General features: G+C 60.2%; 22 protein-coding genes. 14 read left to right on the plus strand and 8 right to left on the minus strand.

Going from position 1 to position 23,949, the window contains the following annotated elements:
• Nucleotides 1–80 precede the first annotated feature (80 nt).
• Nucleotides 81–1,847 (minus strand): metal ABC transporter solute-binding protein, Zn/Mn family, encoded by a 1,767-nt coding sequence (locus tag HMPREF3130_RS04055; RefSeq protein WP_246815105.1) that lies wholly within the window; start codon nucleotides 1,845–1,847, stop codon nucleotides 81–83.
• On the minus strand, nucleotides 1,844–2,653 hold the full coding sequence (locus tag HMPREF3130_RS04060; RefSeq protein ID WP_035006260.1) for a metal ABC transporter ATP-binding protein: 810 nt from the start codon (nucleotides 2,651–2,653) through the stop codon (nucleotides 1,844–1,846). The genes HMPREF3130_RS04055 and HMPREF3130_RS04060 overlap by 4 nt, the downstream gene beginning before the upstream one ends.
• Nucleotides 2,654–2,942: 289 nt before the next feature.
• Between HMPREF3130_RS04060 and HMPREF3130_RS04065 the strand changes: the two genes are divergently transcribed.
• Genes HMPREF3130_RS04065 through HMPREF3130_RS04090 form a run of 6 tightly spaced genes read left to right on the plus strand, consistent with a single transcriptional unit; the run spans nucleotide 2,943 to nucleotide 9,641 of the window.
• Nucleotides 2,943–6,077, plus strand: coding sequence for a Na+/H+ antiporter subunit A (locus HMPREF3130_RS04065; RefSeq protein WP_318155832.1), 3,135 nt, complete (start codon nucleotides 2,943–2,945; stop codon nucleotides 6,075–6,077).
• Nucleotides 6,074–6,589, plus strand: coding sequence for a Na(+)/H(+) antiporter subunit C (locus HMPREF3130_RS04070; RefSeq protein ID WP_048760372.1), 516 nt, complete (start codon nucleotides 6,074–6,076; stop codon nucleotides 6,587–6,589). Before HMPREF3130_RS04065 ends, HMPREF3130_RS04070 begins: the two co-directional genes overlap by 4 nt.
• Nucleotides 6,579–8,282 (plus strand): Na+/H+ antiporter subunit D, encoded by a 1,704-nt coding sequence (locus HMPREF3130_RS04075; RefSeq protein ID WP_049193797.1) that lies wholly within the window; start codon nucleotides 6,579–6,581, stop codon nucleotides 8,280–8,282. Before HMPREF3130_RS04070 ends, HMPREF3130_RS04075 begins: the two co-directional genes overlap by 11 nt.
• On the plus strand, nucleotides 8,282–8,887 hold the full coding sequence (locus HMPREF3130_RS04080; protein WP_070429375.1) for a Na+/H+ antiporter subunit E: 606 nt from the start codon (nucleotides 8,282–8,284) through the stop codon (nucleotides 8,885–8,887). Before HMPREF3130_RS04075 ends, HMPREF3130_RS04080 begins: the two co-directional genes overlap by 1 nt.
• Nucleotides 8,884–9,294 carry a monovalent cation/H+ antiporter complex subunit F gene (locus HMPREF3130_RS04085; protein WP_069358944.1) on the plus strand — a complete coding sequence of 137 codons (411 nt, stop codon included), beginning with the start codon at nucleotides 8,884–8,886 and terminating at the stop codon, nucleotides 9,292–9,294. The genes HMPREF3130_RS04080 and HMPREF3130_RS04085 overlap by 4 nt, the downstream gene beginning before the upstream one ends.
• Nucleotides 9,291–9,641 (plus strand): monovalent cation/H(+) antiporter subunit G, encoded by a 351-nt coding sequence (locus HMPREF3130_RS04090; RefSeq protein ID WP_069358945.1) that lies wholly within the window; start codon nucleotides 9,291–9,293, stop codon nucleotides 9,639–9,641. The genes HMPREF3130_RS04085 and HMPREF3130_RS04090 overlap by 4 nt, the downstream gene beginning before the upstream one ends.
• Before the next feature lie 122 nt (nucleotides 9,642–9,763).
• Here HMPREF3130_RS04090 and HMPREF3130_RS04095 read toward each other — a convergent pair whose 3' ends face one another.
• The 4 genes from HMPREF3130_RS04095 to HMPREF3130_RS04110 form a co-directional block, all read right to left on the minus strand.
• Nucleotides 9,764–10,987: a glutamate--cysteine ligase gene (locus HMPREF3130_RS04095; protein WP_069358946.1), complete on the minus strand. Its 1,224-nt coding sequence runs from the start codon at nucleotides 10,985–10,987 to the stop codon at nucleotides 9,764–9,766.
• A gap of 17 nt (nucleotides 10,988–11,004) precedes the next feature.
• Entirely contained in the window at nucleotides 11,005–11,562 is a 558-nt protein-coding gene (locus tag HMPREF3130_RS04100; protein WP_070429376.1) for a hypothetical protein, read from the minus strand.
• A 224-nt stretch (nucleotides 11,563–11,786) separates the two neighbouring features.
• Complete coding sequence (locus HMPREF3130_RS04105) at nucleotides 11,787–12,704, minus strand: LytR C-terminal domain-containing protein (RefSeq protein ID WP_070429425.1); 918 nt, start codon at nucleotides 12,702–12,704, stop codon at nucleotides 11,787–11,789.
• A gap of 51 nt (nucleotides 12,705–12,755) precedes the next feature.
• Entirely contained in the window at nucleotides 12,756–13,103 is a 348-nt protein-coding gene (locus HMPREF3130_RS04110; RefSeq protein WP_246815106.1) for a DUF3263 domain-containing protein, read from the minus strand.
• Nucleotides 13,104–13,298: 195 nt separating this feature from the next.
• Between HMPREF3130_RS04110 and HMPREF3130_RS04115 the strand changes: the two genes are divergently transcribed.
• A complete protein-coding gene (locus HMPREF3130_RS04115; RefSeq protein ID WP_070429378.1) occupies nucleotides 13,299–13,880 on the plus strand; it encodes a peptide deformylase in 582 nt (193 codons plus the stop codon).
• 3 nt (nucleotides 13,881–13,883) lie between these two features.
• On the plus strand, nucleotides 13,884–15,056 hold the full coding sequence (locus HMPREF3130_RS04120) for an N-acetylglutamate synthase, CG3035 family (protein ID WP_049193790.1): 1,173 nt from the start codon (nucleotides 13,884–13,886) through the stop codon (nucleotides 15,054–15,056).
• A gap of 46 nt (nucleotides 15,057–15,102) precedes the next feature.
• Here HMPREF3130_RS04120 and HMPREF3130_RS04125 read toward each other — a convergent pair whose 3' ends face one another.
• The gene (locus HMPREF3130_RS04125; protein WP_222865185.1) at nucleotides 15,103–15,930 is read right to left on the minus strand and encodes an RDD family protein; all 828 of its coding nucleotides are present in this window, start codon (nucleotides 15,928–15,930) and stop codon (nucleotides 15,103–15,105) included.
• 121 nt (nucleotides 15,931–16,051) lie between these two features.
• On the opposite strand from HMPREF3130_RS04125, the gene HMPREF3130_RS04130 reads away from it, so the two are divergent.
• From HMPREF3130_RS04130 to HMPREF3130_RS04140, 3 genes are all read left to right on the plus strand, one after another.
• A complete protein-coding gene (locus HMPREF3130_RS04130) occupies nucleotides 16,052–16,849 on the plus strand; it encodes an exodeoxyribonuclease III (RefSeq protein ID WP_070429379.1) in 798 nt (265 codons plus the stop codon).
• 242 nt (nucleotides 16,850–17,091) lie between these two features.
• Nucleotides 17,092–17,655, plus strand: coding sequence for a MarR family winged helix-turn-helix transcriptional regulator (locus HMPREF3130_RS04135; protein WP_016421518.1), 564 nt, complete (start codon nucleotides 17,092–17,094; stop codon nucleotides 17,653–17,655).
• A 42-nt stretch (nucleotides 17,656–17,697) separates the two neighbouring features.
• The gene (locus HMPREF3130_RS04140) at nucleotides 17,698–18,015 is read left to right on the plus strand and encodes a hypothetical protein (RefSeq protein ID WP_187403920.1); all 318 of its coding nucleotides are present in this window, start codon (nucleotides 17,698–17,700) and stop codon (nucleotides 18,013–18,015) included.
• 37 nt (nucleotides 18,016–18,052) lie between these two features.
• Here HMPREF3130_RS04140 and HMPREF3130_RS04145 read toward each other — a convergent pair whose 3' ends face one another.
• Nucleotides 18,053–18,556: an NUDIX domain-containing protein gene (locus tag HMPREF3130_RS04145; protein ID WP_049189483.1), complete on the minus strand. Its 504-nt coding sequence runs from the start codon at nucleotides 18,554–18,556 to the stop codon at nucleotides 18,053–18,055.
• Between the two features lie 135 nt (nucleotides 18,557–18,691).
• Between HMPREF3130_RS04145 and HMPREF3130_RS04150 the strand changes: the two genes are divergently transcribed.
• Genes HMPREF3130_RS04150 through HMPREF3130_RS04160 form a run of 3 tightly spaced genes read left to right on the plus strand, consistent with a single transcriptional unit; the run spans nucleotide 18,692 to nucleotide 23,897 of the window.
• A complete protein-coding gene (locus HMPREF3130_RS04150) occupies nucleotides 18,692–20,350 on the plus strand; it encodes a hypothetical protein (RefSeq protein ID WP_070429380.1) in 1,659 nt (552 codons plus the stop codon).
• Nucleotides 20,347–21,426 carry a glutamate ABC transporter substrate-binding protein gene (locus HMPREF3130_RS04155; protein WP_070429381.1) on the plus strand — a complete coding sequence of 360 codons (1,080 nt, stop codon included), beginning with the start codon at nucleotides 20,347–20,349 and terminating at the stop codon, nucleotides 21,424–21,426. The genes HMPREF3130_RS04150 and HMPREF3130_RS04155 overlap by 4 nt, the downstream gene beginning before the upstream one ends.
• Nucleotides 21,423–23,897: a serine/threonine protein kinase gene (locus HMPREF3130_RS04160; protein ID WP_070429382.1), complete on the plus strand. Its 2,475-nt coding sequence runs from the start codon at nucleotides 21,423–21,425 to the stop codon at nucleotides 23,895–23,897. The genes HMPREF3130_RS04155 and HMPREF3130_RS04160 overlap by 4 nt, the downstream gene beginning before the upstream one ends.
• Nucleotides 23,898–23,949 lie beyond the last annotated feature (52 nt).

Below are 23,949 nucleotides of genomic sequence, written 5' to 3' on the forward strand. Positions count from 1 at the left end.
CCCATTATCGGGGACACTCACAAGGTAACGGGAATGCGACCGGGGAAGCCCAACGCATGTGGGCCTCGAGCATTCGCGTTTTAGCGCTTCAGCCCCGCGATCATGGTCTTCAAGTTGCTGCGCAGGAAATCCTCGTAGGTTCCCGCGACCGTGCCCGGCTTGCCGAGCTCATCGGAGTGCAGTGGCTCGTCGAAGATCGGAATCCCGGCCTCCTTCGAGACGGTCTTCATGGGGCGCGTATCCACGTTCGACTCCACGAACAGGTGCTTCGGGCGCTTGTCCTTCAGCTGGCGCACGAGGTGTCCGATCTGCGCGGGGGAGCCGTTTTCATCCGTGTCGATCTGCCAGATATACAGCTGCTCCATGCCGTAGGTGTCGACCATGTATTGGAAGGCATGTTCACTGGCCACGAGCACACGATCCTCCTTCGGCAGCGCACCGATCTGCTCGCGGTAGTCGGCGTCGATGCTCTCCAGCATGGCCTTGTACTCCGCCCCCTTCTCCTCGATGTGCTCGGCACGCTCGGGCAGGGCCTCGGCCAGCGCCGCGGTCACGTTCTCGGCCATCGCGATGCCGACGGTCGGGTCCAGGAAGGCGTGCGGGTTGATCTCCTGATTGCCCTTTTCGTCCTTGAGGTACTTCGGTTCCACGCCCTTGGTGGCCTCGACCATCTGGGAATCGTCCAGGCCCGCGGTGTTTTTCAGTTTCGCGAGCCAGCCGTGCTCACCGCCCTCGAGGTTCAGCCCGTTGTAGAACAGCAGGTCGGCGTCGCTCGTCGCATCCAGGTCCGCGGGCAGGGGGGCGTAGTCGTGCGGGTCCGTGCCGGTCGGCACGAGGTTATGGACGTCCACCGCCTCGCCGCCGATCTCCTCCACCAGGTCCGCCAGCAGCGTGAAGGTGGTGACGACGTTCAGCTGCTCACCGTCTGCCTTCTCCTCCGTCGAGAAGGTCACGGCCCCGAACACGAGGGCACCGCCCACCAGGAGGGCCAACAGCGCGGCCAGTGGCTTATTGCCCAGCGAGCGAGCAATCAGTCCCTTGCCTGGCGCGAAGAGGAAAGCCAGCAGGAACAGCGCGCTGGCGGTCAGCACGATCGTCACGCCGGAGGACACGTTGTAGCTATAGCTCAGGAACAGCCCCACTACGGAGCTGAGCGCCGAGATCGCCACTGAAAACCCGATCATCACTCCCAGCCGGTTCGTCAGCAGGTACGCCGCCGACGCCGGAGTGATCAGCAGGGAGACCACCAGGATCACGCCCACCGTCTGCAGGGAAATGACCGTCACCAGCGTGAGCACCACCATCAGCCCGTAGTGGATTGCCCGCACGGGCACGCCAGCCGACTGCGCCATGACGGGGTCGAAGGTGCTGAGCTTGAGCTCCTTGTAAAAGACCAGCGTGAGAATCAGCACGGCAGCGGCAATACCGATCGAGAGGTTGCGGTCGGCGTCCTGAACGGTCAGGACGTTGCCGAAGAGGATCTCCGTCAGATCCGTCGCCGTCTGCGCTTTCGCCATGAGCAGCACGCCGATCGCGAAGAAGGTGGAAAAGACGATGCCGATCGCCGAATCGTTCTTCACAGTGGAGCGTTCGCTGATCAGCCCGATCGCCAGTGTGGCGAGTAGACCCGCGACCACCGCCCCGAGGAAGAGGTTCGTGCCGAGCAGGTAGGAGGCCGCGACCCCCGGTAGTACGGCGTGCGAGATGGCGTCGCCGATCAGGGCCATGCCGCGCAGCACGATGAAGCTGCCGACGATGCCGCAGGCCACGCCCACGATCACCGAGGTGATCAGCGCTTTTTGCAGGTAGCCGTGGCTGAGTAGTGAGTCGAGGAACTCCGCGATCATGCTGTCTCCTCCTGGAGGGCTGCCTGCCGTGGCGTGGGGTGGGCTGGTGCTGACGGCTCGCGGATGACGAGCGCGCCGAAGGCCTTCTGCAGCACGTCGGGGACGAAGACCTCCTCGGTGGGACCCGCCGCGACGAGCTCGCCGTTGAGGACGATGAGGTCGTTGTAGTAGCCGCGCACCGTGTTCATGTCGTGGTGCACGACGACGACGTGCTTGCCCGCGTCCGCCATCTGCCGCAGCAGGGTCACGATCGTCTTCTCGCTGGGGACGTCGATGCCGACGAAGGGCTCGTCCAGGAAGATGTACTCCGCGTCCTGGACGATGGCGCGGGCAAAGAGGACGCGCTGGAACTGTCCGCCCGAGAGTTCGCTGATGTGGCGGTGGCGAAAGTCCCACATGTCGACGTCCTTGAGAGCCTGGGTGGCTGCTTCGCGTTCGGCCTTGCCGGGGCGGTGGAAAAGACCCAGGCGCGGGTAAGTGCCCATCAGGACGGTGTCGAAGACGCTGGTGGGGAAGTTGCGGTCGAGGTCAGAGCGCTGCTCGATATAAGCGATTGCGCGGCGCTGCTCGGCGGGGGCCTTGCCGTCGAGGGTGACGGGGTAGCCGGCAGGGGCGCCGGTGGGGCCTGTGCCGTGGACGTTGTGTTTGTCCAGGATCTGGAGCATCGCCTTCATGAGGGTGGATTTGCCTGAGCCGTTGGGGCCGATGATGCCGTGCATGCCGGGGGAGTCGAGGGTGAAGCTGATGTTCCGAATCGCGGTGTTCGCGCCGTAGCTCACGCTCAAGTTCTGGACGCTAATACTCATGGCAGCCAAGAATAGTGGTCAGTTCAATGAATCACCAAGTTCAATGTATTGACCTTTGGGGTGGGGTGGTGTTGGGGGCAGTAATGGCACTGATTTGGGGCTTGAGCAGTCAGCCGCTCAAGCCCCAAAAAATGCCCAACTTCCGCCCCCCCCCCCACAACTCACCCCCAAATTTTCACTTTCCCAGAAACAATTGACCGTTTTCACACACTCGGTTAACACCGCTTCAAATGCTTAAGTCCCTAAAACGGGGTTGCATGAACTGGCGTGTTCCAATCATTATGGAATAGTGACTTCTCTCCTGTGCATCCTGTTCGTTACGGCAGCGCTTGCACCATGGACGATTAAGTGGCTCGGAACCCGCGGGTTCCTCGTACTCAGCCTCCCGCTGGCAGGCGGTGCCATCTACACCGGCACCCATCTCGTTCGCTTAGCTCTAGACAATGGCAACGGGGAAACTTCCGCACTCACGCAACCCGCCGTCACGCATTTTTCGTGGATGCCCATTATCCACTTGGATGTAAACCTGCGATTAGGTCCTATTGAATCGCTCTTCGGCACGCTGGTTTTGACCATCGGCTTTCTCGTACTGGTGTACTGCTCCGGTTACTTCATCAACCCGCCACTCGGCAAACGTCGCCGCGTAGGTTCCTTCGCAGCCCAAATGATCGCCTTCGCTGCGGCGATGTACGGCCTGGTCATCAGCGACAGCATCATGCTGATGTTCGTCTTCTGGGAAATTACCTCGGTTCTGTCCTTCCTCCTGGTGGGCTACTACGCCGAGCGCGCCTCCTCCCGTCGCGCAGCAGGCCAGGCGCTCCTGGTCACGACGCTGGGTGGCCTCATCATGCTGGTCGGTATCGTTCTGATGGGAGTGACCACCGGTTTCTGGAACTTCTCCGAACTCACCGCGCCTGGCGCTCTGACAGCGGCACAGCTGGACTCCACGGCAGTATCCACGGCCGCAATCCTGCTGGTCGTTGGTGCGCTGTCGAAGTCCGCTATCGCGCCCTTCCACTTCTGGCTACCCGGTGCAATGGCCGCCCCTACCCCGGTTTCTTCCTTCCTGCATTCGGCAGCGATGGTCAAAGCCGGTGTGTTCCTGGTTGCCCGGCTCGCGCCGACCTTCAATGACACCAACGCGTGGCAGCCAATCATCATCCCGCTCGGCCTCTTGACCATGATCATGGCCGGCTGGATGGCCCTGCGCCAGAAGGATCTCAAGCTGATTATGGCGTATGGCACTGTCAGCCAGTTGGGATTCATCATCACAGTCGCGTCGATAGGCACGCGTGCGACGATGCTGGCAGCCCTGGCACTGACGCTCGGCCATGCCATGTTCAAGGCCGCGCTGTTTATGGTCGCGGGCACAATTGACAGGCTGACTGGTACGCGCGATATCCGTGAGCTCTCTGGGCTCGGTAGAAAGTCGCCGCAGTTGCTGGTGATTTCGATTCTCGCCGCTGCATCGATGATGGGTGTGCCGCCGTTCTTCGGCTTCGTCGCCAAGGAAGCTGCGCTGGAGGCCACGCTCAATGCTGATCCGCTGCATGGGATGCCGTCGGTGTTTACCACCATTGGCCTCGTCGTGGGTTCGATTCTGACCGTAGCGTACTCGCTGTACCTGCTGCGCGCCGCGTTTGCGACCAAGTCCAGCACCCACGCCAGCGGCGGTGGCACTTCCCCTGCCGTGGCAGAGATGGATTCCCCGACGTGGGATCAGATTGGCCCGGCTTGGCTGTTGGCGCTGGCAGGTTTGGTTTTCGGCCTGGTTCCCCGCGTCCTCGACTCGACTATCTCGCCCTACCTCACCAATGCCTACCCGAATGCGGAAGCAGAATCGCACCTGGCTCTCTGGCACGGTTTCACCCTTCCTCTGGCGCTGACAGCCACAATTCTGATCACAGGTGGCATCATGCACTGGCAGCGCAAACTGGTGCGTCAGCTACAGTTTGAACAGCCGGCTCTCGGTAGTGCCGATGCGCTTTACGACGGCATCCTGGACTTGGCCCGCCGTCTTTCTCTCCGTGCCACTGCTGCGACCCAGCGTGGTTCCCTTCCGTTGAATGAGGCGGTCATTTTGCTGACCCTCATCGTGCTGTCCATCGGTGCCTTGTTGCTCGGTGAGCGTGATGAGCTCCGGATGGAACTGTGGGACTCTGCACCGCAGGGCGCGGTCGCGTTGATTATGATCATCGCGGCTTTGGCCGCCACCCAACAGAAAAACAGGCTCTCCGGTGTCATCCTGGTAGGTGTGACCGGCTACGGCTTGGCCATTATCTTCGCCATGTACGGTGCACCTGATTTGGCTCTGACGCAGCTGCTGGTTGAGACGGTCTCAATGATTGTTTTCGTGTTGGTGCTGCGCACGCTCTCGCCGCGGGCACCGGCATCAAATCCGAGGTGGATACGACACCGTGCATGGCTGGCCATCGCAGTCGGTGTCACTGTCCCAGTGTTGGCCGCCTACGCTATGGGCTCCCGTCGTACTGAGCCAATCTCCGGCGACATTCCGCCGCTGGCTCACGACATTGGGCACGGCCAGAATGCGGTCAACGTACTTCTTGTCGATATCCGCGCCTGGGATACCTTCGGTGAAATCACCGTGCTGGTGATGGTGGCGCTGGGGATTACCTCGCTGGTATTCCGCACGCACACGATGCACATGCGCTCAAAGATTAAGCCACAGCGGAATCGTGCTCGCCGCAACACCCGCTGGTTGAACACCATCGATGAGTCCGGTGAAGCCGAGCGGTTGCGCTACCCAATCATGGTTCTGGTGGCATCGCGCGCGCTCTTCCCCGCCATGATGGTGGTTTCCATCTACCTCTTCTTCGCCGGCCACAACGATGTCGGTGGTGGCTTCGCAGGTGGCCTCGTGGCTGCGCTGGCACTGACCATGCGTTATCTCATCGGTGGGCATCGTGAACTGGCAGCAACTCTGCCAATTCCTACCGAGGTACTTCTCGGCGGCGGTCTGCTGGTGTCGGCTCTTAGCGCCGTATGGCCACTGTTCGTGGGTTGGGCTCCGCTGACTTCCTGGTACGGCTCGCGGGAAATTCCGCTGCTCGGCGACGTCACCGTTGTCTCCCCTATGCTCTTTGACCTGGGTGTGTACATGATTGTCGTTGGCACGATTGTCTACATCCTGCGCAGTTTGGGCGGCGGCATCGATGCTCAGATAAACCTTCGCGCTGAGCGTGATCGTTCACGTCGTGTGAATCGAGCCGCACTCGGCCAGTCCCGCCAGCTGCGTAGCAAGTTGGCGGCGGCTAAGCCCGCAGGTGTTAAGTCCGCAGGCGCTAATCCCGCAAGCGTTAAACCTGCCGGCACTAAACCCGCAGACTCTGCCAACACAGCCACCTCAGAGGCTTCAGAACCGACAGCCCCAGCTAGGACCGAAGGAAAGGACACACACCCGTGATTCTCAATTTTGTTCTGCTAGCAACTGTCGGCACGCTGATTGCTACAGGGGTGTACCTGTTCCTCGATCGTTCGTTGACCAGGATGCTCATGGGACTGTTGCTGATGGGCAACGGTATCAACCTGCTCATCCTGCTTGGCTCTGGTTCGCCGGGACGGCCACCAATTTGGGATAGGGAATCGCTGGTCAGCGATGCTCAGGCAGACTCACTGCCCCAGGCCTTTATCCTCACCGCAATTGTTATTTCCATGGGCATGACCGCATTCCTGTTGGCTCTGCTCTATCGCCAGCACCGCTACCGCATCGGCGATCACGTGCAAGATGACCACGAGGACCGCAGCCTGGCAATGCGTCGGGCCAGCGACCCATCAGCTGCTCCGGACCACGACAAGTCCGACGATCCCACCACCGGTCGTCCCACAGAGGCCGGCGATAGCTTCGGTCCGGCCAGTTTCGAAAAGCCCGTGACCCCGCCATCAAACTCCCCAGGAGGTGACGACGATGACGACTGAGCAAATAATTCTGGCACTAATTCCGCTGCCTATCATCGTCCCCGCCGCCACCGCCGCAATTGCTCTGCTGCTGGCACGTTTTCCCAAAGCACAGCAGGCGATCGCGCTAATCTCGCTCGGCAGCCTGCTGGGAGTCGCCAGCGCCTTGGTGTATCTCATCTACGCGCACGGCGTCCACACGGTCCAGGTGGGCGGCTGGGACGCACCAATCGGCATCACGCTCGTAGCCGACAACCTCGCAGTGTTGATGATCACCGTCTCTCAGCTGGTCCTCTTTGCCGTGATGTGGTTCGGCATCGGCCAGGGTATTAGCGATGGTGACGAAGATGAGCCGATCTCCGTCTTCGTTCCGACGTACATGCTGCTCAACATGGGCGTCTCCATGGCCTTCCTGGCCGGCGATCTGTTCAACATGTACGTCGGCTTCGAGGTTCTGCTCGTAGCCTCCTACGTGTTGCTCACGCTGGGGGCATCGTCGTCACGCATTCGCGCAGGCGTGTCGTATGTGATGGTCAACATGTTGTCCTCGATGGTGTTCCTGCTGGCGATTGGCCTGGTTTATCAAGCGGTCGGCACGGTGAACTTCGCACACATTTCCCTGCGCATGGAGGACATCCCCGATGGCACCCGCACCGCGATCTTCGCAGTGCTGCTCGTCGCCTTCGCAGTGAAGGCGGCGGTGTTCCCGCTGTCGGCGTGGTTGCCAGACTCCTACCCCACCGCACCGTCGATGGTTACCGCGGTCTTCGCGGGGCTGCTGACGAAGGTGGGTGTCTACGCGATCATCCGCACGCGCAGTGTCGTTTTCCCAGACGGCAGGCTTGACGACGTCCTGATGTGGGCTGGCCTAGCGACAATGCTCATGGGCATTCTCGGTGCCATGGCCCAAAATGACATTAAACGTCTCTTGTCTTTTACGCTGGTATCCCACATCGGATACATGATCTTCGGTATTGCCGTCGGCAATACGCTGGGACTCGGCGGCGCGATTTTCTACATCGTCCACCACATTCTGGTGCAGACGGCATTGTTCCTGGTGGTCGGGCTTATCGAGCGCCAGGCGGGCTCGTCCTCCCTGCGCAGCCTCGGTAGCCTGGCCAAGACGTCGCCGCTGCTGGCGTTGCTATACCTCGTGCCCGCGCTCAACCTCGGTGGTATCCCACCGTTCTCAGGCTTCCTGGGCAAGGTCATGCTCATCGAGGCCGGCGCACAGAACGGATCCGCCACCGCATGGATTCTGGTTGCGGGATCTATCATCACCAGCCTGCTGACCCTCTACACCATGATTCTCGTCTGGTCGAAGGCCTTCTGGCGCGACCGTTCCGACGCCCCCGAGGGCGACACCGTGCTTGCGCAGCCAGCCGCGCTCCGGGAAAGGACTCAGATGGTTGCTATCGCAGAGCGTGACGACGTCGGCAAGATGCCACTCGGCATGGTGATGCCGACGGCCCTGCTGGTGATTGCCTCTGTGGGGGTTACCGTTCTGGCCGGGCCACTGTCCAATGTGGCTACCGAAGCGGCAAGCAACGTCGCGAATGTTGATGAGTACCGCGCAGCGGTCCTCGGTATCGACTCGGCCGATGACAAGGGCCTGGAGCAGCTGGAAAACCCAGGCCGCACCAAGAGCCCATGGAAGTCGGATTCAGCGACCGAACGTGCCACCAGCACGCTGGAAGGAGCAGGTGAAAGCTGATGAGTAAAGCGCGCGCCAAGGTGGCTGCAAAGCGACCACCACGTATTTCAATCCTGCTCTTCTTATTCACAGTGATTATTTGGGTCATGCTGTGGGGCGAGGTGACATTTGCCAATGTGCTTTCGGGAATCCTGGTAGCCACGTTGCTCAACCTCGCCATGCCTATCCCGCCAAACAGCGCGCTGGACATCAACTTCGGTGGCATGGTGCGACTGTTCGGTTCCTGGACAATCGACTTTGTGAAGGCCTCAATCAGTGTCTCCTGGCTGGCCATCCGACGAGCTGATCCACCACCGACGGCCATCATCAAGGTCCCTATGCGCACCAATGACGATATTTCGCTCACGACTGCAATGGCACTGATTAACTTGCAGCCGGGCGGAATCATCGTGGACATCGACAAGCGGGAAAAGACGCTGACCATGCACATTCTCGACGCGTCGTCGACGAGCAAGGTAGCCGAGCAAATCAACCAGCTGACTCGAATCGAGCGTCGGGTTATTCGGGCGTTTGAAAACCGCGATGTCAACGAGCAACCGACCAAGTCGGTGCCAAGTGACAACCAGGTGAGCAGTGACAAGAGCAGCGAAAGGAGTAGCCGATGAACCCGGAAGTTTTTAACACTCTGCTCGGAGTGGCTGCCGCAGGCTATTTCATTGCGGTGATGATTACCCTCGGGCACATGATTGCCGGTCCAAACTCGCTGGACCGCCTGGTGGCGCTGGAGTCGACGACTGCAATGCTGCAGGGCATGCTCGCTGCGTTCATGGCCTGGAGCTTGGACACTTCGGTGGTCTACCCAATGCTCATCATTGCGCTGCTCGGTTTCCTGTCTTCGCTGGCGGTCGCCAAGTTCCGTGTTCCGGATGACGGAAAGCAGCCCGCAAAGAGCTCCCGGAAGGGTGCGACGAAAGCAACCGGAAAGGTCGCCACAAAGAAAACCGCACAGAAAGCGGCGCCTAAGGCAACACCGACAACGGCTCCGAAAACAGCGAAGGGAGAATCCAAATGATTCTCGTGGCAGACATTATCGCCATCACACTGATTCTCACCGGAATGCTACTGTGCGTTGCAGCGTCCGTGGGATTGATACGCTTCCGCGACACCATCAGTCGGATGCACGCATCCTCCAAGCCACAAACACTGGGGCTAATTTTGACGCTGTCGGGCTCGCTTGTACACGTCGCCACGCACGCGTCAGCTCACACAACTACTAGCAGTGACTTGGCTCTGTTGACCCTGATTATCCTGTTTGCTCTGGGTACATCGCCGATTGTTAGTAACCGCGTTGGCCACGAGGCGTTCAAGGAGAGGCTCGTCGACGAGGACAGCGTGGCCCGCGATGACAGCCGGGAATAACGAGAGGACAATGGCCTTAAGTCACTGACTGGGTTTATGACAAAGTGACTAGGTTTATGCACCTCAAAAGTGCTATAAGCCTAGTCACTATTTTTGTCTAGGCACACACCGCTTAACGACGGCTAGTCGCTCACCTGCTCGTGGAAATCTGCAGGCGCTATCGGATGCCCGGCGCGCAGTTCCTGCACTGCAAGATCCACAGCGGCCCGCCACGGGGTGTGGCCAATGCGCTCTTCGTTCGCTCGTACGTCGTCCTCGGTAGCCATGGAAGGCAGCGCCCCGGCCGCATCCGCCACAGTGCGCTGACGCTCGTATGCCGCGCCCATTTCCACGATGTTGTTGACGAATTCCAGTTCGGCTCGGCAGCCCAGTTCGTCGGCAAGCGGGGCGAGCTGAACCACAAGCTCACGGAGTTCATCGCGAACCCACCGCTCGTCGGTATCGCGATTGACGATGACCAACGCGTCCATCCCGTAGCGAGCGGCGCGCCACTTGTTTTCGGCGATGTGCCAGGACTGCAGTGACGGTAGTTCCTCGCCAGCCTCCCACATGCGGTCGTAGTAAACCGTCAGGCAGTGCGTCAATGCCACGATAGCGGCGAGTTCCTGCAGGTTAGAGGTAGCGTCAGCGACACGAATCTCAATGGTGCCGTACTTTGATGCCGGGCGAATGTCCAAGTGCATCGAGCCGGTGTGATTGATGACGCCGGAGCGGGACTGGTCGTGCATGTAGGACTCCCACTCGGGCCACGTGTAAATCGCCGGCGGCTGACCCGCGGTGGGAAGCTGCTGGTAGAGCAGGCTTCGGTTGGAAGCGTAACCCATGTCCTCGCCGTTCCAGGCCGGTGAGGAGGCAGACAGCGCCAACATGTGCGGCAGCTTCGTTGCCAGAGCCTGAATAATCGGCCAAACGCGTTCGGAGTCTTTAATGCCTACGTGGACGTGGACTCCCCAGATAATCATCTGGTTCCCCCACCACTGAGTGCGGTTGATGATTTCGGAGTAGTGCCCCTTGGCACTGACCTGCTGAGCAGTACCGCGGGCGAACGGATGCGAGCCCGATGACCACACATCCACCCCAACGCGGTCAGCGGCGTCGAGAACCATATCCAGCTGGCTTTGGAGCTCCGCTACGGCATCGGGCACGTTCATGTGCACACCGGTGACGAGCTCTACAGTGTTGGCGAGGAACTCGCGCTGGAGCCCATGTCCGGGATGCTCCGCATCGATGATGTCGAGCACCTCGGCGGCAGCGGGGGCGGTGTCGCGCGTTCGTCGGTCAACGAACGCCACTTCCCATTCCACTCCCAGAGATGGCTGCGCCGATCCGGAAAATTGCTCAGTCATACCGCTATTTTTTCACACTAGGAGTCGTTTTCCTCAGTTGGCTCCGTCCAGGTGACGGTTTTTGCGCAGGAGGCAAGGTCACCGTTGGAATCGACAAGCGCAACTGTGGTGAAACTGTCTTCATCCACCTTGGACGGAACGTTCCAGACATCTGCATTCCGTTTGTCATCGACGTGCACTTCGCCGATGACACCTAACCCCTGAGCTGCGGGACTGCCTATGCCACTGCAGCCAGATGCACCGCGCGCCTGCACTGTGTACTTACCCTTATCCAAGGTAGTGAACTGACCTTTTTCGTCGGAAAGACCCATCCACCCCTTGGCACTCATGACCTGTACAGTTGCCAGCATTTTCATTGATCCGTCGTCGTTTGTGCGGATGAAGTTATAGGCGCTGACTCGCTCGGTCAGCTTCGGTGCAGCCGGATCTACGCTCACTGGCGCAGTGCTTGACGACGCGTCCGCGTTCCCGTCTTTGTCACTGCTGGATTCAACCCCTGAGCAGGAAACCAACAGTGTTGCAGCACAACCCAACGCGGTGGCGACAGCAACGCGACGACGCATTACGGCGAACATAAAAACCTCACAGACCTCACTGGCTACTAGCAGAATACTAGTACCCCTTTTTCAGCCGTGATCTGTTTGAGACTGCAAAATATGCAAAAGCCCCGCCTAAGCCATGAAATGTGTGGCTTACGCGGGGCTTGGGAAGCTATGGGAGGGCTTCGTACCACGGTGGCAGGTCTTGACGCTTAGGCCGCAGACCTTAGTGAGAGACCGAAGTTCGGTGGGCCGGGAGTCTAGTGAGCCGGGTCAGTGGCGACCACGACGATTCCCGCCGGAGCGTCCCGGAGACGGTCATCGCGAGGTGCGGCTTCCCAACCGTTGTCGTGCGCGATCTGCTCAGCAGCGGCCTTTTCCTCTTCGTTCCTCGGGTCGAAGTAGACGGTGGTCTTCTCCCACACACCCATCTTCTCTTCAGGAGCGTTGCCGGTCTCGCCGACACCCCAGCCCTGCTCGCCCATCTGCTTGGACAGGTCATCGGCAAGGCCCACGACCTCAGAGTTGTTCAGGACACTGACCTTGACAGTCTTGCGGTCAATCTGTGGCGCTTCGTTGGCCTCATCCTGTGCCGGCGGATTCTCCGCGGGAGGAACCGGTTTGCCTGGCTCGTTTGCCGGCGGTGGCAGGACCTCGCCGTCACCATCTCCAGCAGCACCATCCTTTGCCGGATCACTGCCGTTGGCCGAGTCAGCAGGCGCACCAGAGTCAGCCGGAGCGGATGCCGAGGTGTCATTCTGGCCGGTGTTCTCAGCATCGTCGCCACGCGTGCTGAGTGCGTAGGCACCGTAGGCGACCAGGCACACGCCGATAGCGAGCAGCACGATAGCGAGAACGCGCATGTAGCGGCCATCACCGGCACCGTCGCCGATGTCGCCGTCATCAGCACCATCAGCAGCTGCGGAATTGCTAGCAGCAGCCCGAGAGCCAGCACCGGTAGTGGCGGCAGCGGTAGCACCAGCAGCGGCTGCGCCAGCGGCCGAGGCCGCAGATCTGGGAGCTGCGTGTTGAGCATCCGACGGCTCGGAGTACGCGTGAGCGCCGCCAGCGGCGGGAGCCTCCGCGTAATCGCTGTACTCATCGAAGTCGTCGTAGTCGTCATCGAGTCGATGACGGCCCGGACGCGGCGAATTCTGAGGGTTTAGTTGGTCAGACACATCCCACATCCTATATGTTCTGCCGCCGAACCGTGAAGTGAAACTTGAACCTTATGCGTCGTGGTTGTCCCGCACGGCGCGCAGCCGATGAACCAACACGGGTTCGGCTGCTTCGGCTGCTGGAGAGTCGAGAAGTCGCGAAAGTACCTGGTGGTAGCGGATTGTGTTGTTTCCAAAGCCCTCGGCAAAGCGACGCCGAATTGCCTCCTGCCGCGCACCGGCCATACGCGGTCCACGGCGGGCAACTTTCAGCCATTCTTTCTCAAAATCCAGCATTTTCTGAGCCAAAACGGGTTCAATGCCGCTGGTATCACCCACGAGTCCGAGATGCTCGGATGAGTCAAGCCGCCGCTCGGCCTCAGGTTCGTGGCTGCCACCTATGGGCTTCTTGTTCACCACTTTCCGCACCCCGCTTTCCTTCTCGCTCGCCCTGATCCTCTATTCTGCACGACACTGTCTATGCAGATACTTAGTGAAGATACATCGTCAGATCTAGCCACCCAGCCTCACCTACGCCCCACCTACAACTCCCTGACACAACTCAGGCATCACCAGGCGATTTAGAAAACATGGACGCCGAGTAGAATCAGCGGCATGACTATCCGTCCCATTGTGATTGCCGGAGACCCCGTTCTCCACACTCCTACCCAGCCGGTGACCGAGGATGCCTCCGAGCTGCGTGAGCTCATCGAGGACATGTACGAAACCATGGACCGCGCCCACGGTGTGGGGCTGGCTGCCAACCAGGTGGGTGTCGGCAAGCGTCTGTTCGTCTACAACTGCCCCGATGACGACGATGTCTGGCACCGCGGCTGCGTCATCAATCCGGTGCTGACCACCAGTGAAATCCCGAAGACTATGCCTAACGACGACGGCTCCGATGACGAAGGTTGCCTCTCTGTGCCCGGCCTGTCCTTCCCCACCAACCGTGCGGAGAAGGCTGTTGTCACCGGCCTGGATGAAAACGGCGAAGAGGTCCGCATCGAGGCCACCGGTTTCTTCGCCCGCTGCATGCAGCACGAGGTCGGCCACCTGGATGGGTTCCTCTACACCGATTGCCTCACCGGTCGTTGGAAGCGCATGGCCAAGAAGGAAATCAAGCGCGCCGGTTGGACCGAGGGCGGCCTGACCTGGATGCCGGGCGTGGATCCGGATCCGTTCGGCCACGAGGATTAGATCGTGGCGGATAGGCAATTGGAGTCGTCGGCAAGCGAAAATGCAGCACAGAAGCTACCGATTTCCCGCTGGGGCGTCGGTGAAGTGGCGGTGGGACGTCGTGTCATTGTGCGGCACGCGCTGACCGATGAAGAAGCATTGGCCAGCGGCAAGAAGACTACGGACGTCATTGGGCATGTGCTCAGCATGGATCCGTTCGTCGTGCGTCCGCAGGTTCGTGCTGGCGTGCGTGCCGACGAATCCGTGGCAGCGGTGGACTTTAGCGATAAGCACATTTTGATTGTGAAGGCCCTGCCGGATCATCCGGTGCGCAATTCGGATATTCGCGCCGTGGAAACTGCGACAGCGAAGGCCTTCCCGGGTATCGCGCATGTGGTGGAGTCGGGCTGGCTGCTGCGAGCCGGCGATGGCATTACGGAGCGTTCCAACTCCGCGCTGCCGCTCGAACCCGGAGCCAGCACTCAGCCGGTGCCGTTGGAGAAGATTAAGTCGTTTTACGATTCCCACGATTTGCCGGTGCGGATTGCGATTCCGGATAGAATCGCCAAACCTGCACAGGCGCTGGTCGCGGGGCCGGAGTGGACGGTCGGGCCGGACATTGTGGTTATGACGCGCTCACTCGATGGGGATTTGCCGCCTGCTGAATTGGCAGCTGAATCGCACAGCGCCGTACAGGTGCTTGATGAGCACAGCGCCGTACAGGTGCTCGATGAGCACAGCGTCGAGCTTGCAGACGTGCAGGTGGATATCGCTGATCAACCTGACGACGACTGGCTGGGGCTCTACCATTTCCGCGGTACCACGCTGCCCGAGCATGCACTACAGCTTCTGCGCAATGAAATTGATGGCCGCATGTGCTTCGGACGCCTGCAAGTGCCTGACAACAATGCGCCTGAAGGCATACGCACGGTAGCCATTACGCGCGGCACGCTGACCGAATCGGACGACGGCCGTGTGTGGCTCGGGTTCTCCGCTGTGGAAGTCGCAGCCGATATGCGCCGCCGAGGACTTGGCACCCTACTGGGAATTCACATGATGCACTGGGGCACACAACACGGGGCAGATTCTGCATATCTGCAGGTATTGGGCTCAAATGAGGCTGGCATTGCGCTGTACCGGACACTCGGTTTTACCGAGCACCACCGGCACCGCTACGCGGAGCTGACAGGGGCTTAGGGGCCGGGGGTTACGTTTCGGCCCTGCGCTGCTCGCCCTGATTGCCCTACTTCCCGCGCTTAACCCTTTTAATCCGCTTCAGCTGCTTGCCCTGCTGCTCTTTGCTACCCATGCGATTGCCCATGCGGCGCTGCCCACGCGGCAGCTCGCGCGTCTCCGGCTTTTCCACCACACGGGTGTGGACCGAGAGTTCATGACGACCTCTCCCCAGCGGATCGCGTGAGGCAGCCATTGCAATCCAGCCGGCCAGGCCCGCAGAGACAAACCAACCGGCGACCGGAATCATCGACGGCAGAATCCAGGCATTGCGCACAAAACCATCGCGGGCTGAGACTGGCATCCCGTGTGCACCTTCGATTTTCATGCCCATGGCGTGTTTACCCGGCGACCCGTCGAAGATGGAGTCCCCCGCCACGCGGTAGAGGTAAAAACCACCGGGACCGAGGAAGAGGCTGATCAGCATCACCATTACGCCGCTGTCCGATGTCCCCACGATGCTAGTGAGAACTGCAATGGAGGCAATCAATGCAGTGTAGATGACAGAATCCACCAACAGCGCACCACCACGACGTGCCACTGAGCCATTGGCCAGATTGGGGTCAAAGCCCAGGTGTACTGCCATTTGAGCGGTCAGCGGCGCGACTTTGGGATTAGCACTGAGCTCACCGAAGGAAGACACCCCATAGCTAGCGGGGTACCCGCTTTCATAGCCGACCGGAATGTTTGCTACCGGATATGGCACTTCCTGATACGGCATTGCCGCATCGTACGCCGCATATGCGTCGTGTTCCCGATAAGCGTTCCTGCCACTACTACCCAGGTAATCCGTCGGACTGTACTCGCCGCCGTAACGGCGATCGTCCCAGTTAGCCAACCTCGAAACTCCCTTTCCTACCGGGCTTCCGCCCACCTTATCCGTTTTTGTCCGCCTATTTTGTCACTGCTTTGTTCAACGCATGAGGCCGCCGTTTCGTTCCCCTTTTACAATCGTTGATATGCAAATCTGTGTCTGGAACGTCAATTCGGCTCGAACTCGCCTCGACCGAATGGTGGAAATGCTGCGCCGGAATGACATTGATGTCCTGGCCGTCCAGGAAACCAAGTGCAAGGACGACCAATTCCCCACCGCTGCTTTTGAAGAGCTGGGATACCAAGTCGCCCACCACGGCCTGAATCAGTGGAATGGCGTTGCCATCATCTCCCGCGTCGGCCTTGAGGACATCCAGGCAGAGTTCCCCGGTCAGCCGGGTTTCAACAAGGACCCCGACGCAACTCCCGCATTGGAGGCCCGCCATATCGCCGCTACCTGCGGTGGCGTGCGCGTCCATAGCCTCTACATCCCGAACGGCCGCGACATCACCGACCCGCACTTCGAGTACAAGCTCGAATTTCTGGAGCGGCTCCGTCAGCACATCATCGCCACGCTTGACGACGACCCGGAGGCCACCTTCATGATGGGCGGCGACTTCAACATTGCCCCGACCGACGGCGATGTCTGGTCAATGGCAGCCTTCGCAGGGAAAACACACGTCACACCGCCTGAACGCGCAGCTTTCTATGCGCTGGAGCAGGCGGGCATGAAGGAAGTAACTCGCCAATTCACCCCAAACCAGTGGACCTACTGGGATTACAAGGCTGGCCGCTTTTTCAAGGATGAGGGCATGCGCATCGACTTCCAGCTCGCCTCCCCCGACCTCGCGGCAAAGGCGTCCGCCGGATTCATCGACATCGAAGAGCGTCAGGGCAAAGGCGCATCCGACCATGCTCCGGTGATTGTGGATTACGAAGTGTAGATAAACGGGCGGAAAAGCGCGTAGGCCTAGTTCCTACTAGGGGGTGTCGCTGGGGCCGTCGTAAAGCGGAGTCTTTGCTGCCAGCCCCTAAAATCAGGGGCAGAAATGGGCGATAAAGCACCCGCACAACACTTATGAGTCTAACTTTTTGTTCAATCTACAAATTTTCACCACAGAAAGTTATTTCGACGATATAAGGTGTTTATTCAGAACATCAATTCATTACGTCGGGAAGGAAGATCATGACTTCTGCACGCTCCCCTCAGCGCACCACTACCCCGGAGCCAGCGAGCGGCTTCCCCACCGCGGATGACTCGACTGAGTCCGATGAATCCCTGCGCGAAAGCGTGCAGAAGATTTCCATCGGCCTGTATGACTTCCTTGCGTCGACTCGCCGCCTCGGTGAGCGCCCGAATGCCAGGATGGACATTTCCCAGTCGGAAATGGAAGTACTGCACTTTATTTCAACCCACCCGGGCTGCGGCGTATCCGACATTGCACGCCTGCGTTTCCTGCGCCCGTCCAACGTTTCGGCAACAGTTCGCCGTCTACTCGACAACGGACTGATTGAACGCGAGAACAATGCAAAGGATCGCCGTGCGCAGAACCTCTATGTCTCCAGCGATGGCGAGACGCTGCTGGAGCAACTTATCGACCACTGGGGTGCGCTGGTGTACGAAATTGTGCGGACAATGTCGCAAAAGGACGTTCGTGCGCTCATTAAGGCACTGCCCTCGCTACTGAAGCTGGCGGAGCACTCGGAAAGCTATGTTGAGGAGCACCAGCGCCGCCAGGAGCCGTTCTAAAAGCGCGCCGCCAAGCCCTTCTTACTAGGTACGATGATGCTTATGGCTATTACTTTGAAGAAGGCAAAAGACGTAAAGACCGCTCCGCTCGTGGCCACTGGCCTCATCGGCGGCTGGCTCACCGCTCGCGAAACAGGCATTCGTCCGCTCGGTGGCGTCATCTTGGGTGCCGCCGGCGCATACGCAGCACGCACCTGGAGCGCAAAGACCGGCGCCCTGGGAGCCGCTGGCCTAGTGGCCGCCTACCTCGGCGCTTTCGGCCTCTCACACCCGCTGGCTAAGAAGATTGGCGCATGGCCGTCTGTCCTGACCGTCACCGCGCTGGCCGCTGGCGCGGCAGCAGTTGCCGACTCCAAGTAGTCGACGCAGAGAGCGCCGGTAGGTGCGAAGCCGACACCTAGTCAAGGGCCTCCAGCAGTTTCTCGAGGTGCGCGCGCACCCGGGGCCACGATTCCACAAAAGGCGGCAGCAGATCGAGGCTGTCGACGTCGTCAAGCGGAATCCAGCGCAGCTCTAGAGACTCTTCGTTCGGATTCGTCTCCAGCTCTTCGGCAGCTAGTGCGTAGACCGTGTGGTACTTCCAGCCGCCGGCGAGCTCGGGGCGGTCCGGATCGGCCGGGAAGGGCCCGGTGGTGACCTGCGTGTCGAGGATGCGAAGCTGATGCTCCAGCAGCCCAGTTTCCTCAGCCGTTTCACGCAGCGCGGTCGCCTCAGGAGTCTCATGAGAATCACAAGCCCCACCAGGAACACCCCACGTTAGGGGGAACGATGTCCAGTCAGCTCGATACTGCATAAGCACCGTGCGCTGAGGGCTCACAATCAGCAGCCCTGCAGCTCCGAAGCGTCCCCAGCAGCGCGTACCGTTGGGGCCGGCCGCCCAACCATTTCCATCCTGAAGCATGTCTCCACCCTACGCCAGATACCCTTGTGTTTTCCGTCACAAGCCCGAGCGACTAAGATTTGCAAGGAACTAACGTTGCTCTGAGCGGAGAGATTGTCGCAGGCGACTTCGGTCACGTCGGAAGGACACGTGCACATGGGTGAAACCACTTCAAGTGCGCCTCATTCCCGCGCCCACGACAAAAGCCGAAACCCATTCCACCGCAAGAATCGCGCTCCACGCCGAACTCGTTTCAGCGGTCGCACCACTCCCGGTGGCGAAAGCTTAGACATACACACTGCGGCTCAGGCGGCAAAGGAATCGAAAGATACTCCCGCCGCCACCCCGGCTCCCGAGAGCGCGGCACCATCAACTGCTCTGGACACTACAGAGTCCTCGGCTAATGCCCCAGCAACGGCCGCAACCCCAACAGCCCTGGCAGACTCTCCGCGCGATACAGACCTGCGCGTGGATGCCCTGGAGATTGGCCCGCGCAACCGGAGATTGACACGTTTTCTCGGTGAGCGCCTCTATGACAAGCTCGGCCCGTCGGCCACGTATGTGCGCCGGTCAGCGTCATTTTTGATAACGTCACCGGGCCGATTGACCATAGTCGCCCTCATCCTCATCGTCGCTATCCTGGCAGCCGGCCTATCCATGTGGCAAACAACCTCGCAACGCCAGCAGCAGCTCACCCGAATTTCGCAACTGAGCGAGCCGATGGCCAATGCCTCGCAGAATCTCTATGCCTCGCTGACGATTGCCGATGCGTCCGCCAACACCGCTTTTTCCCGCGGCACACTCAACAGCAGCCAGGACTTGGTCAGCAACTTCGACGATGTCATCGCACAAGCATCCATGTCCGCTACCCGCGCAGCTACGGGCATTGAAAACGTCGATGATCCAGAGATGAAGGATGTCGCGACTGTACAGCGACTGTTGCCGGTCTACACCGGCATGGTCGAGACAGCTCGCGCGAATGCGCGCCAGGGCAACCCCGTCAGTGTCGCGTACCTCGCCTCTGCCTCAAACTTGATGCAGGTCCAGATTCTGCCAGCTGCAAAGTCGCTCTACGAACGCACCAGTACCACGACTAATGAGGAGCAGCGCGAACTATCGAAGCCACCTCTTTTCCCGATGTCAGGCCTGGCAGCGGCAATTTTGATGCTGCTAATCACACAGTGGTGGCTGACTCGCCGCACCGGTCGACTATTCAACGTCGGCCTGTTTGGTGCAACCATGCTGATGGCCATCGCACTTGTCGGTGTGGGAATCGCCACCACTCAGCCGTGGCAGTCTAACTCCCTCTTCGGAGAGCAGCGCCCGGACGTTCATGCCCTAACCCAAGTACGCATTGATGCCCAGCAGCTACGCGCCAGCGAAACCCTCGGCTTAGTGCGCCGTCAGCCCGCGGATGCGGAGTCCTTCTCGCAGTCGGTGCGCACCCTGGTCGGCGAGCTGGAAAGAGTGGACACCAACGCGCCGGACGACGATGTCAGAGCCGCTATCCACGGTATCTACAGCTGGGAGTCCGGCCACAACCTGATGATGGAGCACTTGAGTTCAGGCGACTACGCCGGTGCGGTTCGCATCGCGACCGATGTGGATAATGCCAGCTCGTCGGCGACTGCGTTCAACCAGGTCGATGAGTCGCTACAGAATTCCATCGCCGAGTCCCGCCTGACCGCCCGTGAGAACCTCGACCAATCCCGTCGCGCTATCGCGGCACTATCCCTCGCCACGGTTACGCTGACCGTCATCGCGGCAGTTCTGGTTGTTTTCGGCTTCCGACACCGGCTTCTGGAGTACCTATGATTGTTTCGTTCTCCCCGTCGCTCCACAGTCTCGCCGGTTGGCGGCGCGGGGCCGTCCTTGGTGCACTCGCCATCGCCGGGCTCACCGTCAGTGCCTGCGCGACCGATTCGCTTGCCGACGATCCCTACTCGCGCACAATCCTGGAGGCCACCGGTGACTTCCCCCTGCCACCGGGCGCGTTCTACGACAAAGCCTCCTCGAGGAAGCCTGCGGCAGAAGCCAACACCCCAGATCTGTCCACACTCGCCCCCGATGACCAAACACCGGAAGAGCGAATCCCGGAGATTTACCAGCGCGGCCGCATCATCGTTGGTGTTGACCAATCATTGAACCTGCTCAGCTTCCGCGACTTCAGCAGCGGAGAGCTCTCGGGGTTTGAAGTATCCCTGGCACAAGAGATTGCCCGGGACATCTTTGACAATCCCGATGCTGTCGAGTTTCGGTTCGTCGACAGCAACGAACGCACTGCCGCACTCGAAGACGGCACTGTCGATGTCGTTTTGCGCACTATGACGGTCACCGATGCCCGGCGCGAAAGGGTGCTGTTCTCCACACCGTATTTGACAGCACGAGCTGGAGTTCTAGTCTCTTCGCCGGGTGGCGATGCTTCCCCCGAGGACGTCGAGGACGGTCGCATCTGCGTTTCCCGGGGATCCACTACCGAGGATTTGATTCGACGGCTCTCGCCGAACAATACGCTGCTGTTGGTCGGTAACTGGTCGGACTGCCTCATTTCACTTCAAAACAGCCAGGCAGAGATTGTCGTTGCCGATGACACCATCCTCGCTGGTATCAACGACCAAGATCCGGCTACCGCCATTGTCCAGCGGGGCTTGAACGAGGAAAGCTACGCGGCCGGTGTATCCAAGGGGAACCCAGGCCTAGTTCGCCAAATCAACGCGACCCTGGAGCGTATGGCCAGCGATGGCACCTGGCAGTCCCTCTACGACACTTGGTTCGGCCCCTTCCTGCCAAGCGGTACACAGCCATCGCCACAGTACGGCGACGATGAAGACATACTTGGAATCTCCCCCACACCGGAAGCTGCTCCAGAAGGCGAGGTGGATAACCGATGAGCGACGAAAACCAGTTCTCCGAACAAGCCCAGCAATCCGAGCAAGCCCAGCATCCCCAGTACACGCCGGAGCCCCAGGAGGATGCTCACGCAGAGGCAGAGGCAGCTGCCACTCAGGCCGTCGCCTTCGACCCATTCGCCGATGAAGACGACGAACAAGAGCCCGGCACTGCCGCTGTCGCCTTCGACCCTTTTGCGGACGATGATGACGATGACGAAGAGTTCGATATCGCCGAATTGTTGGGGCGCGGGGGCTCGTCGTCAAGCGCGACGACCCAACCCGGCGCCCAGACGCCAGATCCGTCGATGGCCTCGCACCGGAAAGCGTTGGAGGACTTCCGCCGGAGGCGATCGAATGCACACCGCGGACGCACTGTCGCCGACGGCATGGTGCACCTGCCGTACATCACAACGCAGGATCCGCGCGATGCAGTAATGAGTGATGAGAAGATTCGAGCGACGAATAAGCCGGCGCCGAGCCTGAAAGCCGGCGATATCGTGGCGGATCAGTACGAGATCGTAGGCCCGATTGCCCACGGCGGGCTCGGCTGGATTTACCTGGCGATTGACCACAATGTCTCGGATCGTTGGGTCGTGCTCAAGGGCATGATGGCAGCGAAAAACGAGAAGGATTTCGCCGTAGTCCAGGCGGAACGCGAGTTCCTCGCGGAAATCTCGCATCCGGGAATTGTGAAGATCATCAACTTCATCGATGAGACGGACGCCAACAGCGCCACCGGCTTCATTGTGATGGAGTACGTCGGCGGCCCGTCGTTACGCAAGCAGCGACGGAGCTACCCCGACGGCGTCATGCCCTGTGACCTGGCGATTGGCTACATCCTGGAGCTGCTCCCCGCGCTGGATTACCTGCACTCGCGCGGCGTTGTCTACAACGATTTGAAGCCGGACAACGTGCTGCTCAGCGAAGACCACGTCACGCTTATCGACGTTGGCGCGGTCACCGGCATCGGCGCCTACGGCCATATCTACGGCACGCCCGGTTTCCAGGCGCCGGAGATTGCCACGACGGGACCAACGATTGCCAGCGATATCTACACAGTCGGCCGCACGCTGGCCTCGCTGATTCTGAAGTTGCCGGCGACCAACGGCGTCTACGACCCGGGGCTACCCTCACCTGTCGAAGAGCCTCTATTCCGCCGTTTTTACTCGCTCTACCGCTTCCTACTACGCGCTTGCCACGAGAACCCGGAGGCTCGCTTCGGTTCTGCCGAAGAGATGAGTGTGCAGCTCATCGGCGTATTGCGCGAGATTCTGGCGGTGCGCGACGGCGTGCAATTCCCGCAGGCGGTGTCGAATTTCTCGCCGCAGCGTTCCACGTACGGCACCAAGCACCTGGTGTTCCGCACCGATCAGCTTGTCGACGGCATCACCCGCGGCGTGGAAATCACTCCGCAAGAAGTGACCTTCGCGCTGCCTGTACCACTGATTAACCCGACAGATCCGGGTGCGCGCATCTTGAGTGCCTCGTCATTTACGGAGCCCAACGAACTTATCGAGGCACTGACCAATGCTCTGTCCGAACCCGAGTATGGTTCTTCGGTGGAAATTCCACTGGGCATCGTGCGTGCGAAACTGGACCTCGGATTAATTGATGAGGCCCGCGACAGCCTCCGCGATGTCTCTGAACGTTTGCAGCGCGATTGGCGTTACCACTGGTACGAGGGCGTGACTTATTTGCTTCTCGACCAATTCAACGATGCCCTCGCCTCGTTCCACCACGTGCTGACGATGCTGCCCGGCGAGCCCGCCCCGAAGTTGGCGCTGGCAGCGACTCTCGAGTTGATTCAACAGCGCTTGGGCATCGCCAACGCATCTCTCCTCGAGCCCGCTGTCGCCCGCGCCGCCGCGAACTTGAGCAGCGCGCTGGATAATGTCGCTGCCGATACGCCCGAGATCTTCTCCCCCGCCTGGGCCAGCGAGTCCCTGTCGCCTCAGACCATTCGTTTCAACACCCTGCGTCTCTACGCCGTCGTGTGGGCGGCCAACCCGACGACGGTATCCTCCGCCTTCGGGCTAGCTCGTCAGCTGGCCTCTGAGCGCCAACACGAAATGGCTATCTCCCAGCTTGACCGCGTACCCGGTAACTCCCGTCACCATCGCATGGCACGTTTGACGACGATTCTGATGCTCACCTCAGGGATGCCCTCCGAGTTAACTGAATCGAGAATTCGCCGTGCTGCGCGTCGTCTGGTGGAGCTGCCGACGAATGAACCGCGCATGCCACAGCTACGCATCGCCGTGATGGCGTCCGCGCTGAACTGGTTGCGCAGCTCGAACCTCGACCATGCAGCTAGCTCCAATGGTCTTTTCGATGCGCCCTTTACCGTGGCCGGCCTGCGTGAAGGATTGGAAAAAGACTTACGGATGCTGGCACGCTCTTCGCAGTTTCCGCGACACCGCTACAACTTGGTGGATATCGCAAATCTCATTCGGCCACGGACTTGGCGTTAGCTCTCTAACAGCTCCTTACCGAACCTGGTCAAACATGCTGTTGTGGGCCTGA

It is taken from the genome of Corynebacterium sp. HMSC14B06 (genome assembly GCF_001807075.1).
Taxonomy (GTDB): Bacteria; Actinomycetota; Actinomycetes; order Mycobacteriales; family Mycobacteriaceae; genus Corynebacterium; species Corynebacterium jeikeium_D.